The sequence below is a fragment of the Enterococcus sp. AZ191 genome (assembly GCF_051713845.1).
Lineage (GTDB): Bacteria > Bacillota > Bacilli > Lactobacillales > Enterococcaceae > Enterococcus_B > Enterococcus_B durans.
In genome coordinates this window covers 1,211,647-1,227,314 of the sequence record NZ_JBIOQS010000001.1, presented here as the reverse complement: position 1 = coordinate 1,227,314, position 15,668 = coordinate 1,211,647, and the positions used below count along the sequence as shown (strand labels likewise).

Genomic DNA, 15,668 nt, shown 5'->3' with positions numbered 1-15,668 from the left:
ATCTGGTAAACTAATCTTAGAAAAGAGGTGTTCTTTATGCGATATATCGTAACATTATTTTGGTCATTTGTGTTAGGTCAAGTCGTAGGTTACATTGGCGGTGCTCTAACAAAAGGTGCATATGATTTCACTTTAACAACGATCATTTCTTTGATTGCAGGCGTTATTGTCATTTTGCTTGGTGCAGTTGCTGTCCCTAGAAAAGAATCCTCATCACATTCATAAAAATAAAGCGAGGGTGAGACAAAGTCTCACCCTTTTTTCAATTTCCAATCAAATTGATAGCTTTGAAATTCCCATCAAACTATCCTCACAATTTTTGATGAAGGACCTTCCTGAAGTTAAATAATGACAAAAAGATATTTGATAGAACAAACAGGCTTGTCACAATAAATACTGCACTGTAATTGAAGGCATGTGCAACAGTGGAGCCTAACATTGGGCCTAATACTTGTCCAAAGTTACTAAACATTTGGTTATAACTATACACTCGACTGACTCCCTCAGTTGGTGTGATTTTACTAATAAGCGTATTGATAGATGGCATCAACGCACCTGTCGAAAATCCTAGGATAAACCGCAGTAGTCCAAGTTGCAAGGGAGTAGTCACAAATGCCATAGGTAGGTAACAACAAGCGGACATTACCAAGCCAGCTAATAAAACTTTTTGATTACCGATCTTATCACCGAGTTTCCCTAATTTTGGGGATGAGAACACAGCAGAAACACCGGCAACAGAAACGATCAATCCGCTGACAAACAGGATATTTTCTGAATTACCACTCAATTGACGGATATATAAGGTCAATATCGGGCTGATCGTCGTGATCCCGATTTGCAGGATCAACGTTGTCACAAAAAGACCAACCAAAATAGAGAAATGATCCATTTTTGAGAATAACTCTTTCGTACTGATCAAATCTTTCTTTTCAATTGGATGGAAATCTTCTTTCACTAGGAAAATCGTCAACATCGTTGTTATTAACAGCAGTCCCCCAGTGATCAGAAAAACATTTTCCATCCCAAACCACTGTGCTAATGCACCACCCATCGAAGGGCCAATCAAATTTCCCGCAATTGCCCCAGTTGATAACGTCCCTAGCGCCCAACCGCTTTTTTCTTTTGGCGCTTGCGATGCGATCATTGCAGTAGCATTCGGAATGTAACCAGACAAGATCCCATTTAAAAAGCGCATGATCAACAACCAATAGACATTCGGTACAAAGGCAAGAGAACCCATTGTAAATGTCATGCCGGCAGCTGCTCGGATCATCATGATTTTACGCCCTTTCCGGTCAGCCAAATTACCCCAAATCGGCGCCACAATCGCAGAAGCAAACGCGGTCACTGAAATGGCTAACCCAGAAAACAATTCAATCTGGTCTTTGGGTGTTCCTAATTGTTCAACATAAACTGGTATAAATGGCATAACTAAACTAATGCTTGAGCCCGTAAAGAAACAACCGATCCAAGTAATGATCAAATTTTTCCTCCATTGATTCTTCATCTATCATCCCTCTTTCATCTCTTTCATAATACCTTATTTTTTCGCCCCTATGCAATCGATGTATCGAGATAATTGAAAAATATTCTGAATATTCCAATATTTTTTCATTTACCTATTTCTATTACTTATTATTTTATCAGTGAAGGCTGTTTGTGACAAAAAAACGCCCTCAACTAACTGAGAACAGTTAGCGAGAGCGAGTTCAATTTTTTACAACTAATTTTCAATAAAAAATTAGATTGTTGCTAGGATGATAAAATTAATGATAAATAAAATGTCTACGACCCACAAAGCAATTGAAACATCTTTTGCTTTTCCATTCACTACTTTGACAATCGTGTAGAAAATGAATCCTGCAGCAATCCCATAAGAGATGCTGTAGCATAAGCCCATAAAGATTGATGCGAAGAATGCTGGCAATGCTTCTTCCATATCAAGCCATTTGATATCTGCAAATGATGCCATCATCATTACCCCTACTAGAATCAATGCAGGAGCAGTTGCTTGTGTTGGAACGATTGCAATTAGAGGAGAAAGGAAACTACTTAAGGCAAACAATACTGCGACTACCACAGAAGTTAATCCTGTACGACCTCCTGCTCCGATCCCTGCAGCAGACTCAACATAAGTAGTCGTATTTGATGTACCAAAAATTGCCCCAACTGATGTAGCAATAGCATCTGCAAACAATGCTTTATCCATCTTAGTTTTGAACCCTCTGCCATCTTCTAGTGCATCTTCATCCGCTTTAGAGAAGATTCCTGTGCGACGACCAGTTCCGATGAATGTACCAATCGTATCAAAAGTATCAGACAAGCTAAACGCAATGATTGTCATCAACACTTGAGGAATCTTTGAAGAATCACTGAATAATGATTGCATCCCTTCTTTGCCAAAAGCGGCTCCGAAAGTTGTACCTAATTCGTTGATCGAACTTCCTAGAGAGTTCGCTTTCCAATCGATTGTACCTAAATCAACTACACCCATTAAGATACCTAAAACTGTTGTCACCACAATCCCGATCAAAATAGCCCCACGGATATTCTTTACAACTAAAATTGCTGTAAATACTAAACCAATAACTGCTAATAAAATTGGTGCATTATTGAAATTTGCTAAAGCGGGAACGATACCGCCGTTGATTGTCACATTTGTCGCTTTACCACCTTCAACAACAGAACTAGTGATTGCTGATTGATCCGCTGAAAAAGATAAGAAACCTGCATTTTTGATACCCACGTAAGCAACAAAGATTCCAATTCCTCCGCCAATCGCATTTTGCAGACTTTCTGGAATAGCATGGATGATCATTTTACGAATTTTTGTTACCGTAATAAAAATATTGATCAACCCACAAATAAAGACCATCGCTAACGCTTGTTGCCAAGAATACCCTAATCCAAAAACAACAGTAAATGTAAAGAAGGCATTAAGTCCCATCCCCGGAGCCTGTGCATAAGGAACGTTGGCGAACAACCCCATCACTAATGTTCCAATAACTGAAGCAATGATCGTTGCTAAAAAGACCGCCTGAAATGGCATTCCTGATGCAGATAAAATGGTTGGATTCACAAACAAGATATAACTCATTGCAAAGAAAGTCGTAACCCCCGCCATCATTTCTGTTGATACATTCGTGTTATTCTTCTTTAACTGGAAAAACTTTTCCATAAAACTTCCACTCCCTGACTTTTTTCTAACGGAAAGCTTAATAATTTATATACCAATAAGACAAAAAATGCATTCCATCAAACAATTTCAAATTATAAGGTTGCTTCATTCGTTTTTCAATAAAAAAATGAAAAAAAAACTAAAAAAATAGAATAATGTTCGTGTTTTACTTCGTATGTACTTTCAATCTAGGAACATTAAGTTATTTTTTTCGTATCCGCTTTTATCTGACCTAAGTTGTATCTTGTTTATTCACTAAAATATGCTAGACTTAAACAAACATCGCTTTGAAGGGAATGACATTTTTGAATAAAAAACTCATTGCAATTGATTTAGATGGAACTACTTTGAATCAAGAATCACTGATCACTTCTAAAACCGAAAATACGTTAAAGAAAGCCGTGGCAGCTGGTCACCATGTCAGCATTGCTACCGGGCGACCTTTTAGAATGAGTTATCAATATTATCAACAATTAGGACTAACTACGCCTATGGTCAATTTTAATGGCGCTCTGGTCCATATCCCAAACAAACATTGGGCACAAGAAAAAGAAACCTTAATCGATAAACAAATTGTTTTTGATATCTTGGCTCAAAAACGCCAGTTGAACTTAGAGTTTATCGCCGCTGAGAATCGTGAAACTTTTTTTATTGACAGCTTTGATTTTTTTGATGCAAAGATCTTTGCTTCTGCAAAACCTAGCCCACAAAATCTACTGTCCCCACAGAACCTGACGACTAATCCCACTTCATTACTAGTAAGAACGGAAAAACGTTATGCCGAACAGGTTTCATCTGAGTTGACTCGTCAATTTGGTCAATTTGTTGATGTTCGGACTTGGGGCGGTCCAATGGCCATTTTGGAAATCGTCTCAAAAGGGATCGAAAAAGCCAAAGGCGTCCACCGTATCGCAAATTATCTTGATATTGACCAAAAGGATGTTATCGCTTTTGGTGATGAGCATAACGATCTTGAATTATTGGAATACGCTGGATGGGGAGTTGCCATGAAAAATGGTACGGATCAATTGAAAGGCATTGCGAATGATGTTACAGAACTGTCCAATCAAGAAGATGGGTTAGCAGCTTACCTTGAGGATTTGCTTGCTTTATAAAACTAAAAAAACAATCCTGATTGGAACGTCAAATAACGTTTTAGTCAGGATTGTTTTTTTATATGAGGGAGTAACTCATTTCAGTTTCTGATGCTCTTTTTTATTTCGCCATAAACATATCATAGTAAGTATCCATGATTTCTTGAGCAATCGTCAAATTCATATGGTCTTTTTCATCCAATAGATTTGGTAAAACTACACTGATAGCTATCTCAGGATTATCGGTTGGACCATAGGCTACGATATTACTGTTAACTGTTGTGATATCAGGATGCCCTTCTGCCACTGTTTCAGCTGTACCAGTTTTGGCAGACAAATCCATTTTTGCGTTAGCCAGAGGTTTAGCTGTCGTATACCCATCCGTTCCGTGAACGACTTGATGGAATCCTTCACGAAGAATAGACATTTCTTCCGCAGTAATGTCTACATTGTTCGCTACTTTTGTTTCGATTTCTTTTTTTACTTCTCCTAGATTGCCATCTGCATCATTGCCGTAGATAGCTTTCACTAGACGAGGTTCGATTCTTTTTCCACCATTCGCCACCGTAGATGCATACTGTGCTAATTGGATCGGCGTGTACGTATCAAACTGACCGAACGCAAGATCGGTGAAGTTACCCGGTGAATACCATTGTGCGCCGTTGTCAGAATTGAATTTCTTCATAAAATCGACTGAACGGGAGATACCGGCAGATTCATTTGGCAAATCGATACCTGTTGTTGTGCCCAAACCAAATTCTTTAAATGCTTTACGTAATTCCTCATAGGCTTTTGCTTCCTCATCAAGAGAAGGTAAGCCCATGTTAGGTGTATATTCCAAGCCAAGCATTTTTAATGCGACTTTGATCATGTACGTATTTGACGATAATTCAAGCGCCTTTACCGCATTGATAGGTATTTGTCCACTGCGGTTGAAGACCGAACTTTTCTCAGCAGAACCCTGCAGTTTGATTGGTTCATCCACCAACACTTGATTGCCAGCAATCGCCGCTGTTTGCCAACCAGCGGTCAAAGTTCCTGCTTTGACAACAGACCCCGGTGTGAATGCACTTGTGATCGTACCCAAAGCATTTTCTGTCAGTTCATTCGACCCTTCTTTATGACTGAATCCTGTCATTGCCAATACTTCCCCAGTTTGAGGATTCATCGCAACTGCGTAAGCACCCGGTGAATATTTCGCTTTCCCATTATTGACTAGTGTCTGATAATTATTTTTTAAGATGTCCTCCACTTTCGATTGGAATTCTGCATTGATGGACAACATCAAATTAGACCCTTTTTCGCCAGCAAAGATTTCTTTTTTATTTGTGACATTTCCATCACTGTCTAAAGTTACTTCGTATTGTGTTTTTGTACCTTGTAAGACATCTTCATATTGTTTTTCAAGGTAACTTTGACCAACTCGATCATTACGAGAATATCCTTTGGCTAGATATTTATCCGCTTCATCCGCTGGCAGTCCTTGTTTTTCTGTAGTAACACTGCCTAAAATACTTTTTAATGAGTCTGCCGCATTGTATTGACGTGTCCAGTCCGTTCCAGTTGAAACGCCTGGTAACTCTGAAGCGTGTTCCGCTACGACTGCAAGTTCTTGGTCAGTCACCCCAGAATTTTTGATAAATACTGTATTCAATTCGTAGGCACTATTCATGCGTTTAAAAATCGTTGCAATTTTTAATTCTTCTTCATTGAATTGGATTTCATCTTTTGTGACCTTGTCTACAGTTGCACTGTATTGCTCACTAGTTTCCAACTGCTTTTCTTTAGCGGAAAGTCGTTCCGTTGCTTCTTTCAAATGTTTAGGATCAGCCAACCAGAAATCTTTTTTATCTCGTTCGGTCAAATTCTCATCCGCTGGAACATCGATCAATTGATTGAGTTTCGTTGCTACCTCCAGCAAATCTTTTGACGTGACTTTTGTCCCTCTTGTAAAGGTAATCGCTTGGTTTGCTTGATTTGTCACTAACGCCTTTCCAGTTGAATCATAGATCATTCCTCGAGGAGAACTTGTTTGGATCGTCAAGGTAGATGAAGATTTGACTTTTGCTTCCATCTCTTCCCCATTGACGATTTGCAGATACCCCAGTCGAGCAATCAGCGCTACGAACAATGTAAATATAATGAAAAAAAGAAAATTTAAGCGAAAAGGCACGTGGGAACGGCGAAATGGTTTGTTTTTTGGTTCCTGTGCTCCTTTTTTTATTTTATCCATCCAAGAATTGTTCATAAATTTTTTCATAAAATCTTTCATCATTCCTATCTTTTACCTACTTACATTCACGATTCATTGTACCTAAATTTCTGAAATTAAAAAAGAAAAAAAGTTATGCTAAAAAAATTCTTTAACGAAATTCAAGATAAAAATCTCCTTTTGTTTCACAAAACTAAATTGCGTCACAAATACAAATAATTCAAATCGTTAAAAAACAGAGCTTTTTTAATAATTTTCGTTCTGATTCCCGTGAAACACAACAGGTGCTATTTTTACTGTGGAAAACTACCTGTGTTTCTATTATTTTCGCACAATCATAGTTTCGACTCAAAATAGCCTTTGATTGCTTGTCTTGTTTTTCCCACTTTTTCGCTCAACTGTTCATTTTTTGCCATATACAAATAAAAAATAATATCGATTGTCACGAATTGAGCTAACAAGGAATTCGTTGCTGCACTTCGGTTAGTGATTTCTTTTGGTCTGGAGGTTTGGATGACGACATCTGCGATTCTGCTTAAATGGTTGGTTCCAAATTGTGTTAAAGCAATTACTGGAATACTCAGATCTTTAGCGATCTTTCCTACTGCAACCACGTCTGCAGTGTTGCCAGAATTGGATATCAGCCACAGCACTTTTTTCGTTTCATTACTTACCAACTGAGGGAGTAGCACATGTATATCTTTTTCAGAGATGATCGGTTTTCCGACCCGTGACCATTTCTGCACGATGTCTTCCACCACAAGAGAAGAAGCTCCTACACCATATAAAAAAACTGTTTCTGCACCTTCCAAACTTTGAACGACCTCTTGGATTTTTTCTTCTTTCAAGACGTCAACCGTCTCTCTGATCGCCACTTGCGCATTATTTCCCAATTTATTTTTGATCGAATAAAAGGATTCATTTGGTTGGATGTCGCTAAAGCCTTCGTCGATACCTGTTTGGAGTTCTGTCGAAATATTTATTTTAAAATCAGTCAAGCTTTGATAGCCGATTTTTTTAGAAAATCGAACGACTGTTGGCGCACTTAATCCAGCTGATTCAGCTAGTTCATTGGCCGTCATCGTTGGAATTTTTTCTACATTGTTGATAATATAATCTGCAAGTTTTTTTTCTGCAGAGGAATACTCTTCCATCATGCTTTTTATATGGCTAATAACGCCCATAGATCTCACATCCTTTTCATCTTACAGTCTATGTAAGTATACCATATCTAAGCCTTTTGAGCGGCACAGCAATGTATAAAATTTCTTTAGTTTTTGTCTAAATATTCCTTGTGGTCGCTAGTGGAAAAAACAGCAGAGTAAGACAAATCGTCTTCTCTGCTGCTTTTTGTGTCTACTATTGATTAGCCTTCACGACTATAGTTTTGTACTTCCGCAACAATTGCATCTACAAAGATATTCAGATCTTCTACGGATGTTTCTTTACTACCGTATTTACGGATATTTACTGTTGCATCCTCTACTTCTTTATCTCCTACAACCAATTGGTAAGGGACTTTTTGTGTTTGAGAAGCACGAATCTTATACCCCATTTTTTCATTACGGTCGTCTACTTCTACTCGCAAGCCTTTCATTTGAAGGCGTTCTTTGATTTCATAAGCGTAGTCGCTGTGTGCATCAACTGAAACAGGAATGATCGTTGCTTGGATCGGTGCCAACCAAGTTGGGAAAGCTCCTTTGTATACTTCTGTTAAATAAGCAACAAAACGTTCCATCGTTGAAACGATTCCTCGGTGGATAACCACTGGCCGATGTGTATTTTCACCATCTTCTCCTACGTAAGTCAATTCAAAACGTTCAGGCAACAAGAAGTCTAATTGGATCGTTGATAATGTTTCTTCTGTACCTAGTGCTGTTTTGACCTGAACATCTAGTTTTGGTCCGTAGAAAGCAGCTTCTCCTTCTGCTTCAAAATAATCAAGTTCTAATTCATCCATTGCGGCTTTAAGCATTACTTGTGCTTTTTCCCACATTGCATCGTCATCAAAATATTTGTGTGTATTATTTGGGTCGCGATAACTCAAACGGAAGCGGTAGTCTGTGATATTGAAGTCTGCATAAACAGCAACCATCAACTCAAGCGTACGTTTGAATTCGTCTTTGATTTGATCTGGTCTTACAAATGTATGCCCATCATTCAACGTCATTTCACGGACACGTTGCAAGCCTGACAAAGCACCTGATTTTTCATAACGGTGCATCATTCCAAGTTCAGCGATACGAATTGGTAATTCACGATAGGAATGGATCGCGTTTTTATAGACCATCATGTGGTGAGGGCAATTCATAGGGCGAAGAACGAGCATTTCACCGTCACCCATATCCATTGGTGGGAACATATCTTCTTGGTAATGATCCCAGTGTCCAGATGTCTTATACAGTTCTACATCCCCCATGATCGGTGTGTAGACGTGTTGATAGCCTAAGCTGACTTCTTTATCAACGATATAGCGTTCGATCGTACGGCGGATCGTTGCGCCTTTTGGCAACCAGAAAGGTAAGCCTGATCCTACTTCTGGCGAAACCATGAATAAATCTAATTCTTTTCCTAGTTTACGGTGATCTCTTTCTTTTGCTTCTTCACGAAGGCGGATGAATTCTTTTAGTTCTTTTTTATCAAAGAATGCTGTTCCATACACACGTTGCATCATGTGATTATTTGAATTTCCGCGCCAATATGCACCAGCAACTGATAGTAATTTGAATACTTGGATACGTCCAGTTGAAGGAACATGTGGTCCACGGCATAGGTCGATGAATTCACCTTGTTGGTATGCAGTGATTACTTCATCTTCTGGTAATTCACTGATCAATTCAACTTTATAAGGGTCACTTGCAAAAATATCCAACGCTTCTTGTTTTGAAAGGACATGTCGTTCGATAGGCAGATTTTCTTTCACGATCTTCATCATTTCTACTTCGATTGCTGGAAGATCTTCTACACTGATTTGGTTTTCTCCATTATCTGTGTCGTAATAAAAGCCTGAATCGATTGCAGGGCCTACACCAAAATGAATATTTGGATATAATCGACGCATTGCTTGAGCCATCAAATGTGCTGCAGAGTGACGGACTAAAGATAGTGCATCTTCGTGGTCTGGTGTAACGATCTCGATTGTTGCGTCTTCTTCAATCCCACGATTCAAGTCAACCAACTGTCCGTTGACTTTACCGGCTAAAGCTTTTTTAGCTAAACTTTTTGAAATACTTTCGGCGATTTCAGCAGTAGTACTGCCAGCCTCAAATTCTTTGACTGCGCCATCTGGAAAAGTGATCTTTATCATAATAAATAGCCTCCCTTAGATTTTTGATTGATCGAGAACTCCAACAAAAAAGTCCTAGCATCTCATAAACAAGATACTAGGACGAAAGATTCGTGGTTCCACCTAATTTCGAACGCCAATACGTTCCTTAAGCGTTATAACGGTACGACCGCCTTTGTTTCGACAAAGGTTTCGAAAGTGGTCATCCTTTGGTTTTCTTCTGGAAAAGTTTCAGCCTAGCTTTTCCTCTCTTATCGAAGACTCTCAAATTCAGTTGGCTTTCTCATCAATCAACTATGTGTTTATTTAACCACTAATAAAAAGAAAAATCAAGTAAGTACGTGACTTATTTTTTCCATTCACCATTTACGCCATATGTTCCTTTTTTCATTTCATTGATGATGACATGGATGTGCTCTTTTGGCGCTTGCGTATTTTTGTGGACTGCTTCCGTGATATCTTTCATCATATTTTCAAGTTGTTCTGGACTACGTCCTTCTACTAATTCTACGTGTACGAATGGCATTGTATCGTCTCCCTTATGATTGGTCTTGAAACTAACAGATTTTCTACCACTTGATAATACCGCAAAACAAAGGAAGTAAAAAGAATTTTCTATACTTTATCTATCACTTCTCGCTCTTAATGCACTGAGGATCGATACCGTATCGACTACTTCTTGGAGTACTGCACCAAATAAAGCTGGGATCACACCCATACTTGCAACGAGCATCAAAAAGACACAGATAAAGATACCGATCAATACCGATTGCTTGGCAACCTGCATCGTTCTTTTCGAAATCATTACTGCTGTTGTGACTTTCATTAGATCATCTTTCAATATGACTGCGTCAGCACTTTCACTAGCAGCTGTCGATCCATGGGCACCCATCGCTATCCCAACATCTGCGATGGCTAGAGCAGGTGCATCATTGACGCCATCTCCCACCATCGTAACGGGCCGATCTTTTTCAGGGATTTGTTCCAATATCTTCAGTTTGTCTTGCGGCAAACAACGTGCATGGATAGAAGTCAGACCTACTTCTGCTGCGATTGATTCAGCGATTGCCTGCCCATCTCCTGTGATCATCATGAGATCGGAAATACCAAGTTTCTTTAATTCTTGAATCGTTTCTTTTGCTTCTGGACGAAGGGTATCTGAAAAAAGGATCGTGCCTGCAAATTGACCGTCAATAGCAACATAGATCGCTGTTTTTGTTGTCTGAACTTCATTGGTGCCAACAAATGAAGCTCTCCCGATTTTCACTTGATGATCGGCTACAATCGCCTGTATCCCTTGCCCTGTGATTTCCTTCAAATCACTTACAGCTAACAATTGATCGTGAGGCACATTTTTTAGTAAGGAGCGCGCCAAAATATGACCTGATTCCTGCTCGGCACTTGCAGCATAGATCAACAAATCATCTTCTGTAATGGTTGGCTCTGGGTGGATCTCAGCGACTTCAAGGAAACCTTTTGTGATCGTCCCCGTTTTATCAAAAGCAACTGTTTTGGTACGTGCTAACTTTTCAATAGTCGTTCCAGTCTTCACAACGATCCCGTTTTTACTAGAACGGCTCATTCCTGCGACTAGCGCAATTGGTGCTGCTAAGATCAATGGACAAGGGGAGGCTACCACTAACACCTCTGCAAAGCGCAACGGATCTTTGCTTAACCACCATGATATCCCACCAATCAAATAGGCTATCAGTGTAAATGGAACTGCATAGCGGTCTGCCAATCGAACAAAGTGAGCCGGCTTTTCTTTTGATTCTTCCACTAATTTTATGATCAGTTGATACTGACTGTCAGCTGCTCTTTTTTCGATCTGCATCTGGATCGAGTCATTCCCATTGACTGATCCGGACATCAATTCATCGCCGACGACTTTAGTGATTGGTTTCGCCTCACCGGTCAGTGAAGATTCGTCAAATTGAGATTCTCCTTTTACTACTCTTCCGTCTGCCGGAACGATTTCTCCTGGCTTGACTACGATAATGTCATTGATTTCGATCGAATCAACAGCAATCTCTTTTAGTTTTCCATCTTCCAGTTTATGTGCTGTGCGAGGAGTACGATCTAATAAAGATTGTAGTTCTTTACTTGCCTTTTTATTGGCATAGTCTTCCAAGCTATCTCCACCAGTCAGCATGACTAAGATCATCAGGCTTGCCCAATATTCTCTTACGATCAACGTGGCGACAATTGCTGTAATTGCTAAGATGTCGACACCGTATTTGCCAGAACGTAGGGTCTTTATCATTTCAAGAAACATAAAAAATGCTAAAAAGCCTCCAGTGACTGCAATGATAAGGTAGGCAATCTGCGGTTGTTTAAAAATAAATTCACTGATCAGCGCAATAATACCTATAGAAACAGTTAATAAAAATTTCTTAAAATGTGCCATGTTCTCACTCCTCTATAGAGTATAGAATACCGATTCCTCATAACTTTGTGAATTATTTACTCTTAAATGAAAATAACTATCACTCTCATCCTCTATTATCAAAAACAACTTCTGCTAATCAATGGACAAAGGTACCTTTTTTTCAGCTTTTGTGCTATACTTTTAATTCGTTATTTACGGCGGAAGGAGCACATAAAGAAATGAATGAAAGACAACTAGAACAACAGCATGTGGATGAAACGACTCACTTGATCCAACTTGAACAAAAGCTGCTGGACAATAAACAACAAACGCTCACACAGGAAATGAATGATTCCACGAAAGAGACTGCTACCCATAAGATCCGTTCCGGTTCAAATGAATCTTTTTATGAGTCAGCTGTTGAATACCGCCAACACGAGCAAGAACTACTTTTAAAATACCATACACTCGAAGCACAGCAAAAACGTCTGCAAACCCTAGCGGTAATGAAAGAGAACCCTTATTTTGCACGTATTGACTTTAAAGAAGAAAATGAAGCTGAAACCCTTTATTTAGGGATTGCTTCATTACGAGATCTCACAGAAGAAACGATCGTGATCGATTGGCGCGCGCCTATCGCAAACCTTTATTATGAAGGAGAAATCGGCCCTGCCTTTTATGAAACCGATACTGAAAAGATCAATGTTGATTTATTATTGAAACGCCAATTCAAGATCGTAGATGGGAAAATCGTTTCGATGGTCGATACCTCTGAAGTGATTAATGATGATTTCCTACTAGAGATTTTAGATGATGCATCAAGCGCACATATGAAAAATATCGTTTCCACCATCCAAAAAGCACAAAATGCCATCATTCGTGATACAAAGAGCAAAGTCATGTTGATCGAAGGTATCGCCGGTAGTGGGAAAACATCTGCTTTACTACAGCGCATTGCTTTTTTACTTTACCATAATCGAAAATGGCTTGAAGCTGAAAATGTGCTATTGTTTTCACCAAACCATCTTTTTTCAGATTATATTTCGACCGTCTTGCCTTCTTTAGGTGAAAGCGGCGTTCCTACGCAAACATTCAAAAGCTATTTAGACCAATTAGTCCCTGAATTCACTTTATTGGAAGAAGACCAGCAGGAAGCTGGATTTTTATCTGGTGACAAAGATCCAGTCAAAACATTAAAAAGCGGTTTGACGTTGATTGATCACATTGATGCGTATATCGAAACAATCACAAATTACGGTCCTCTGTTTCGTGACATGAAAATCAATGGACGCACCATTTTGTCAAAAGAATCGATCCGCACTTGGTACCAAGAAACCAATGAACTGTTACCATTACATCAACGTATTTCGCTCTTACAAACAAAATTATTAAAAAAATTGGGTGGATTACAAAAAGACGAAACCCGTCAACAATGGGTCAAAGATCTGGCAGAAGAACAATTACAAGAGTTATATGCGACTGATCCTAATCTAGAATACACCGAGCAAAAAGAGCGCTCTTTACGTAAAAAACTAGCAAATCAAATCGTCAAAAAACGATTCCGCCGTATCTATCGCGGAATCATGAATTATCAATTCGTCAATATTACGAAACAATACCTGCATTTTATCAAAACAATTCCAGAAATAGTTTTGGCAAAGAATCACATCAGTCCACAAATGTGGCAAGAACATGCAATGCGACTAAAAGAAAATCTACGTCAACGTTACTTGCAGCAAGAAGATGCTGTCTTATTCTTCTTGTTGATGCGCAAAGTGTATCCAGTCTCCGCCACACAAAAAGCACGCTATATCTTCATTGATGAAATGCAAGATTTCGCTCCTGCACAGGTGGCTCTTTTACAGGCGGTTTATCCGAAAGCGAATTTGACATTTTGTGGTGATTTGAATCAAAATGTTTTTGGTAATGAAACGATTACAGGTTCACTTGACCAATTATTCAAAGAGCAGGAAGTCACTCATTTCCAATTAACGACGAGTTACCGTTCGACAAAAGAAATCACTGATTTTGCTAATCACTTTTTGTCAAAAGAAGACCACGTGGAAACAACTGCTCGCAAAGGAAAGCTCCCAGTCATTGTGGAAGGTACTTCCTTAGAGGCTCGCTTAAATTGGCTGTCTGACTCACTTGTGCAAGCACAAGAAAAAACACGTTATTGGCGCACGGCGATCATTGGAAAAACGCAAGCTGAATGTGAACAGCTCTATGAGCAACTACCGAGCGTCCTAAAAGAAAAGATCCAATTGATCTCAAATGAAACAGACTTCATGAAACGACAAATCGTTTTATTGCCTGCTTTCTTAGCGAAAGGATTAGAATTCGATCGTGTATATCTCTGGAATATCGATCAAGAAAACTTTTTCTCAAGCCAAGACAAGTTAGTCCTTTATACGATGTGTACCCGCGCAATGCATGAATTGAATGTAATGACATCTGAAACTAGCCCTCTGATCGAAACGATGTCCTCTGCGCTTTACACTAAAATAAACTTATAAGTAGAATAGATGAAGAGAGGTTGGGACAGAAGTGTTTAACTCCGAGAAATAAGAAGGAGTTGCTTCTGCTCCCACCGTTTATTCGAGAGTCTGTGGCAAAACTGATTTTTAGTTTTGTCCCATGCTCTAAATACAAATAAATGGCGGTAACAGAAATATTTATTTTCAAAAAAGTATTTCTGTTACCGCCTCTATTTGGTTTTTAGGAGCACAGAAATCAAACCACGAGTTCGGTGTCCGGATATTTTAATTTAACTAAAGAGATGATCATTCGCAACTCTTCCATGTTTTCAGGATATTCTGGATCAAACAGCTTACTATGACGACCGATTCCACCATTATCAATCAAGCGATAAATTCGATTCCATTCGATGAATTGCTCAAGCGTCTGAAAATTACTGAGGGGGTACCCACCACTGTCAAGAATCTCCGATACTCTAAAAGCTAGATAGGCACTATCGATTACCTTTGCTTTTTTTAAATCATACTTTTCATTTTTTTCGATCAAGATTTTCCCTGGTTGATGTTTAAGGCTCCATTCCAATAACCGGAAAAAAGCTTCCATTCGATAATCCTCTTCAAATAATTGATAAGCAGAATCTGAACGTCGAAAAAGCAGAGGGATCAAATAATTTCTTTTGTATATCAACATGGGTGCACGATCCACCATACACTCTAGATAACGATTGAGATACCCAGTTCCGACATAGTTTCCTAAGCGGTAGCCTTCTACCCCATAACGTGCATATTTCTGTGCCAATTTCGAACAATCTGCTACATTCACAGCTAGTTCTTCGATTTTCTGGTAACCGCTTAAAATACGTTCAAAAGGCTCTAAACTAATTTTTGCTTCCATACTCTTCCCCGCCTACATCCACATTACTATGTATCATTTTTTCAAATAATACTTATAACATAATAATAACACAGGACTAAAAAGAATAGAAAATAAATCATACGAAATTACGACAGAAAGTTGCGTTGTGCTATATGTTCGCTCCTCCTTGAGCAAAA

Annotated in this window: 11 protein-coding genes; 3 read left to right on the top strand and 8 right to left on the bottom strand. The window is 39.0% G+C overall.

Annotation, left to right across the window (positions count from 1 at the left end; genetic code table 11):
* Nucleotides 1–36: 36 nt before the first annotated feature.
* The gene (locus IGI47_RS05900; protein ID WP_438783623.1) at nucleotides 37–225 is read left to right on the top strand and encodes a YjzD family protein; all 189 of its coding nucleotides are present in this window, start codon (nucleotides 37–39) and stop codon (nucleotides 223–225) included.
* A gap of 85 nt (nucleotides 226–310) precedes the next feature.
* On the opposite strand, the gene IGI47_RS05895 is transcribed toward IGI47_RS05900, so the two are convergent.
* On the bottom strand, nucleotides 311–1,507 hold the full coding sequence (locus tag IGI47_RS05895; RefSeq protein ID WP_311931106.1) for a multidrug efflux MFS transporter: 1,197 nt from the start codon (nucleotides 1,505–1,507) through the stop codon (nucleotides 311–313).
* A gap of 234 nt (nucleotides 1,508–1,741) precedes the next feature.
* The gene (locus IGI47_RS05890; RefSeq protein WP_438783622.1) at nucleotides 1,742–3,178 is read right to left on the bottom strand and encodes an NCS2 family permease; all 1,437 of its coding nucleotides are present in this window, start codon (nucleotides 3,176–3,178) and stop codon (nucleotides 1,742–1,744) included.
* Nucleotides 3,179–3,483: 305 nt separating this feature from the next.
* Between IGI47_RS05890 and IGI47_RS05885 the strand changes: the two genes are divergently transcribed.
* Nucleotides 3,484–4,293, top strand: a complete 810-nt coding sequence (locus IGI47_RS05885; protein ID WP_438783621.1) for a Cof-type HAD-IIB family hydrolase — start codon at nucleotides 3,484–3,486, stop codon at nucleotides 4,291–4,293.
* Between the two features lie 100 nt (nucleotides 4,294–4,393).
* Here the strand turns inward: IGI47_RS05885 and IGI47_RS05880 are convergent, their stop codons facing one another.
* From IGI47_RS05880 to IGI47_RS05860, 5 genes are all read right to left on the bottom strand, one after another.
* Nucleotides 4,394–6,547 (bottom strand): peptidoglycan D,D-transpeptidase FtsI family protein, encoded by a 2,154-nt coding sequence (locus tag IGI47_RS05880; RefSeq protein ID WP_311931108.1) that lies wholly within the window; start codon nucleotides 6,545–6,547, stop codon nucleotides 4,394–4,396.
* Nucleotides 6,548–6,819: 272 nt separating this feature from the next.
* Nucleotides 6,820–7,668: a MurR/RpiR family transcriptional regulator gene (locus IGI47_RS05875; protein ID WP_438783619.1), complete on the bottom strand. Its 849-nt coding sequence runs from the start codon at nucleotides 7,666–7,668 to the stop codon at nucleotides 6,820–6,822.
* A gap of 182 nt (nucleotides 7,669–7,850) precedes the next feature.
* The gene (gene thrS, locus IGI47_RS05870) at nucleotides 7,851–9,791 is read right to left on the bottom strand and encodes a threonine--tRNA ligase (RefSeq protein WP_438783618.1); all 1,941 of its coding nucleotides are present in this window, start codon (nucleotides 9,789–9,791) and stop codon (nucleotides 7,851–7,853) included.
* A 325-nt stretch (nucleotides 9,792–10,116) separates the two neighbouring features.
* Nucleotides 10,117–10,296 carry a 2-hydroxymuconate tautomerase gene (locus IGI47_RS05865; RefSeq protein WP_002287649.1) on the bottom strand — a complete coding sequence of 60 codons (180 nt, stop codon included), beginning with the start codon at nucleotides 10,294–10,296 and terminating at the stop codon, nucleotides 10,117–10,119.
* A gap of 96 nt (nucleotides 10,297–10,392) precedes the next feature.
* The gene (locus IGI47_RS05860) at nucleotides 10,393–12,177 is read right to left on the bottom strand and encodes a heavy metal translocating P-type ATPase (RefSeq protein WP_438783616.1); all 1,785 of its coding nucleotides are present in this window, start codon (nucleotides 12,175–12,177) and stop codon (nucleotides 10,393–10,395) included.
* A gap of 200 nt (nucleotides 12,178–12,377) precedes the next feature.
* Here IGI47_RS05860 and helD point away from each other — a divergent pair, with 200 nt between their 5' ends.
* Nucleotides 12,378–14,654 carry an RNA polymerase recycling motor HelD gene (gene helD / locus IGI47_RS05855; protein ID WP_438783615.1) on the top strand — a complete coding sequence of 759 codons (2,277 nt, stop codon included), beginning with the start codon at nucleotides 12,378–12,380 and terminating at the stop codon, nucleotides 14,652–14,654.
* Nucleotides 14,655–14,871: 217 nt separating this feature from the next.
* On the opposite strand, the gene IGI47_RS05850 is transcribed toward helD, so the two are convergent.
* Nucleotides 14,872–15,510 (bottom strand): hypothetical protein, encoded by a 639-nt coding sequence (locus IGI47_RS05850; RefSeq protein WP_005877839.1) that lies wholly within the window; start codon nucleotides 15,508–15,510, stop codon nucleotides 14,872–14,874.
* Between the last annotated feature and the right edge of the window lie 158 nt (nucleotides 15,511–15,668).

Bases quoted from the DNA above. Each gene is read 5' to 3' on its own strand.
- IGI47_RS05900 (WP_438783623.1), top strand. From the start codon at position 37: ATGCGATATATCGTAACATTATTTTGGTCATTTGTGTTAGGTCAAGTC.
- IGI47_RS05895 (WP_311931106.1), bottom strand. From the start codon at position 1,507: ATGAAGAATCAATGGAGGAAAAATTTGATCATTACTTGGATCGGTTGT.
- IGI47_RS05890 (WP_438783622.1), bottom strand. From the start codon at position 3,178: ATGGAAAAGTTTTTCCAGTTAAAGAAGAATAACACGAATGTATCAACA.
- IGI47_RS05880 (WP_311931108.1), bottom strand. From the start codon at position 6,547: ATGATGAAAGATTTTATGAAAAAATTTATGAACAATTCTTGGATGGAT.
- IGI47_RS05875 (WP_438783619.1), bottom strand. From the start codon at position 7,668: ATGGGCGTTATTAGCCATATAAAAAGCATGATGGAAGAGTATTCCTCT.
- thrS (WP_438783618.1), bottom strand. From the start codon at position 9,791: ATGATAAAGATCACTTTTCCAGATGGCGCAGTCAAAGAATTTGAGGCT.
- IGI47_RS05865 (WP_002287649.1), bottom strand. From the start codon at position 10,296: ATGCCATTCGTACACGTAGAATTAGTAGAAGGACGTAGTCCAGAACAA.
- IGI47_RS05860 (WP_438783616.1), bottom strand. From the start codon at position 12,177: ATGGCACATTTTAAGAAATTTTTATTAACTGTTTCTATAGGTATTATT.
- helD (WP_438783615.1), top strand. From the start codon at position 12,378: ATGAATGAAAGACAACTAGAACAACAGCATGTGGATGAAACGACTCAC.
- IGI47_RS05850 (WP_005877839.1), bottom strand. From the start codon at position 15,510: ATGGAAGCAAAAATTAGTTTAGAGCCTTTTGAACGTATTTTAAGCGGT.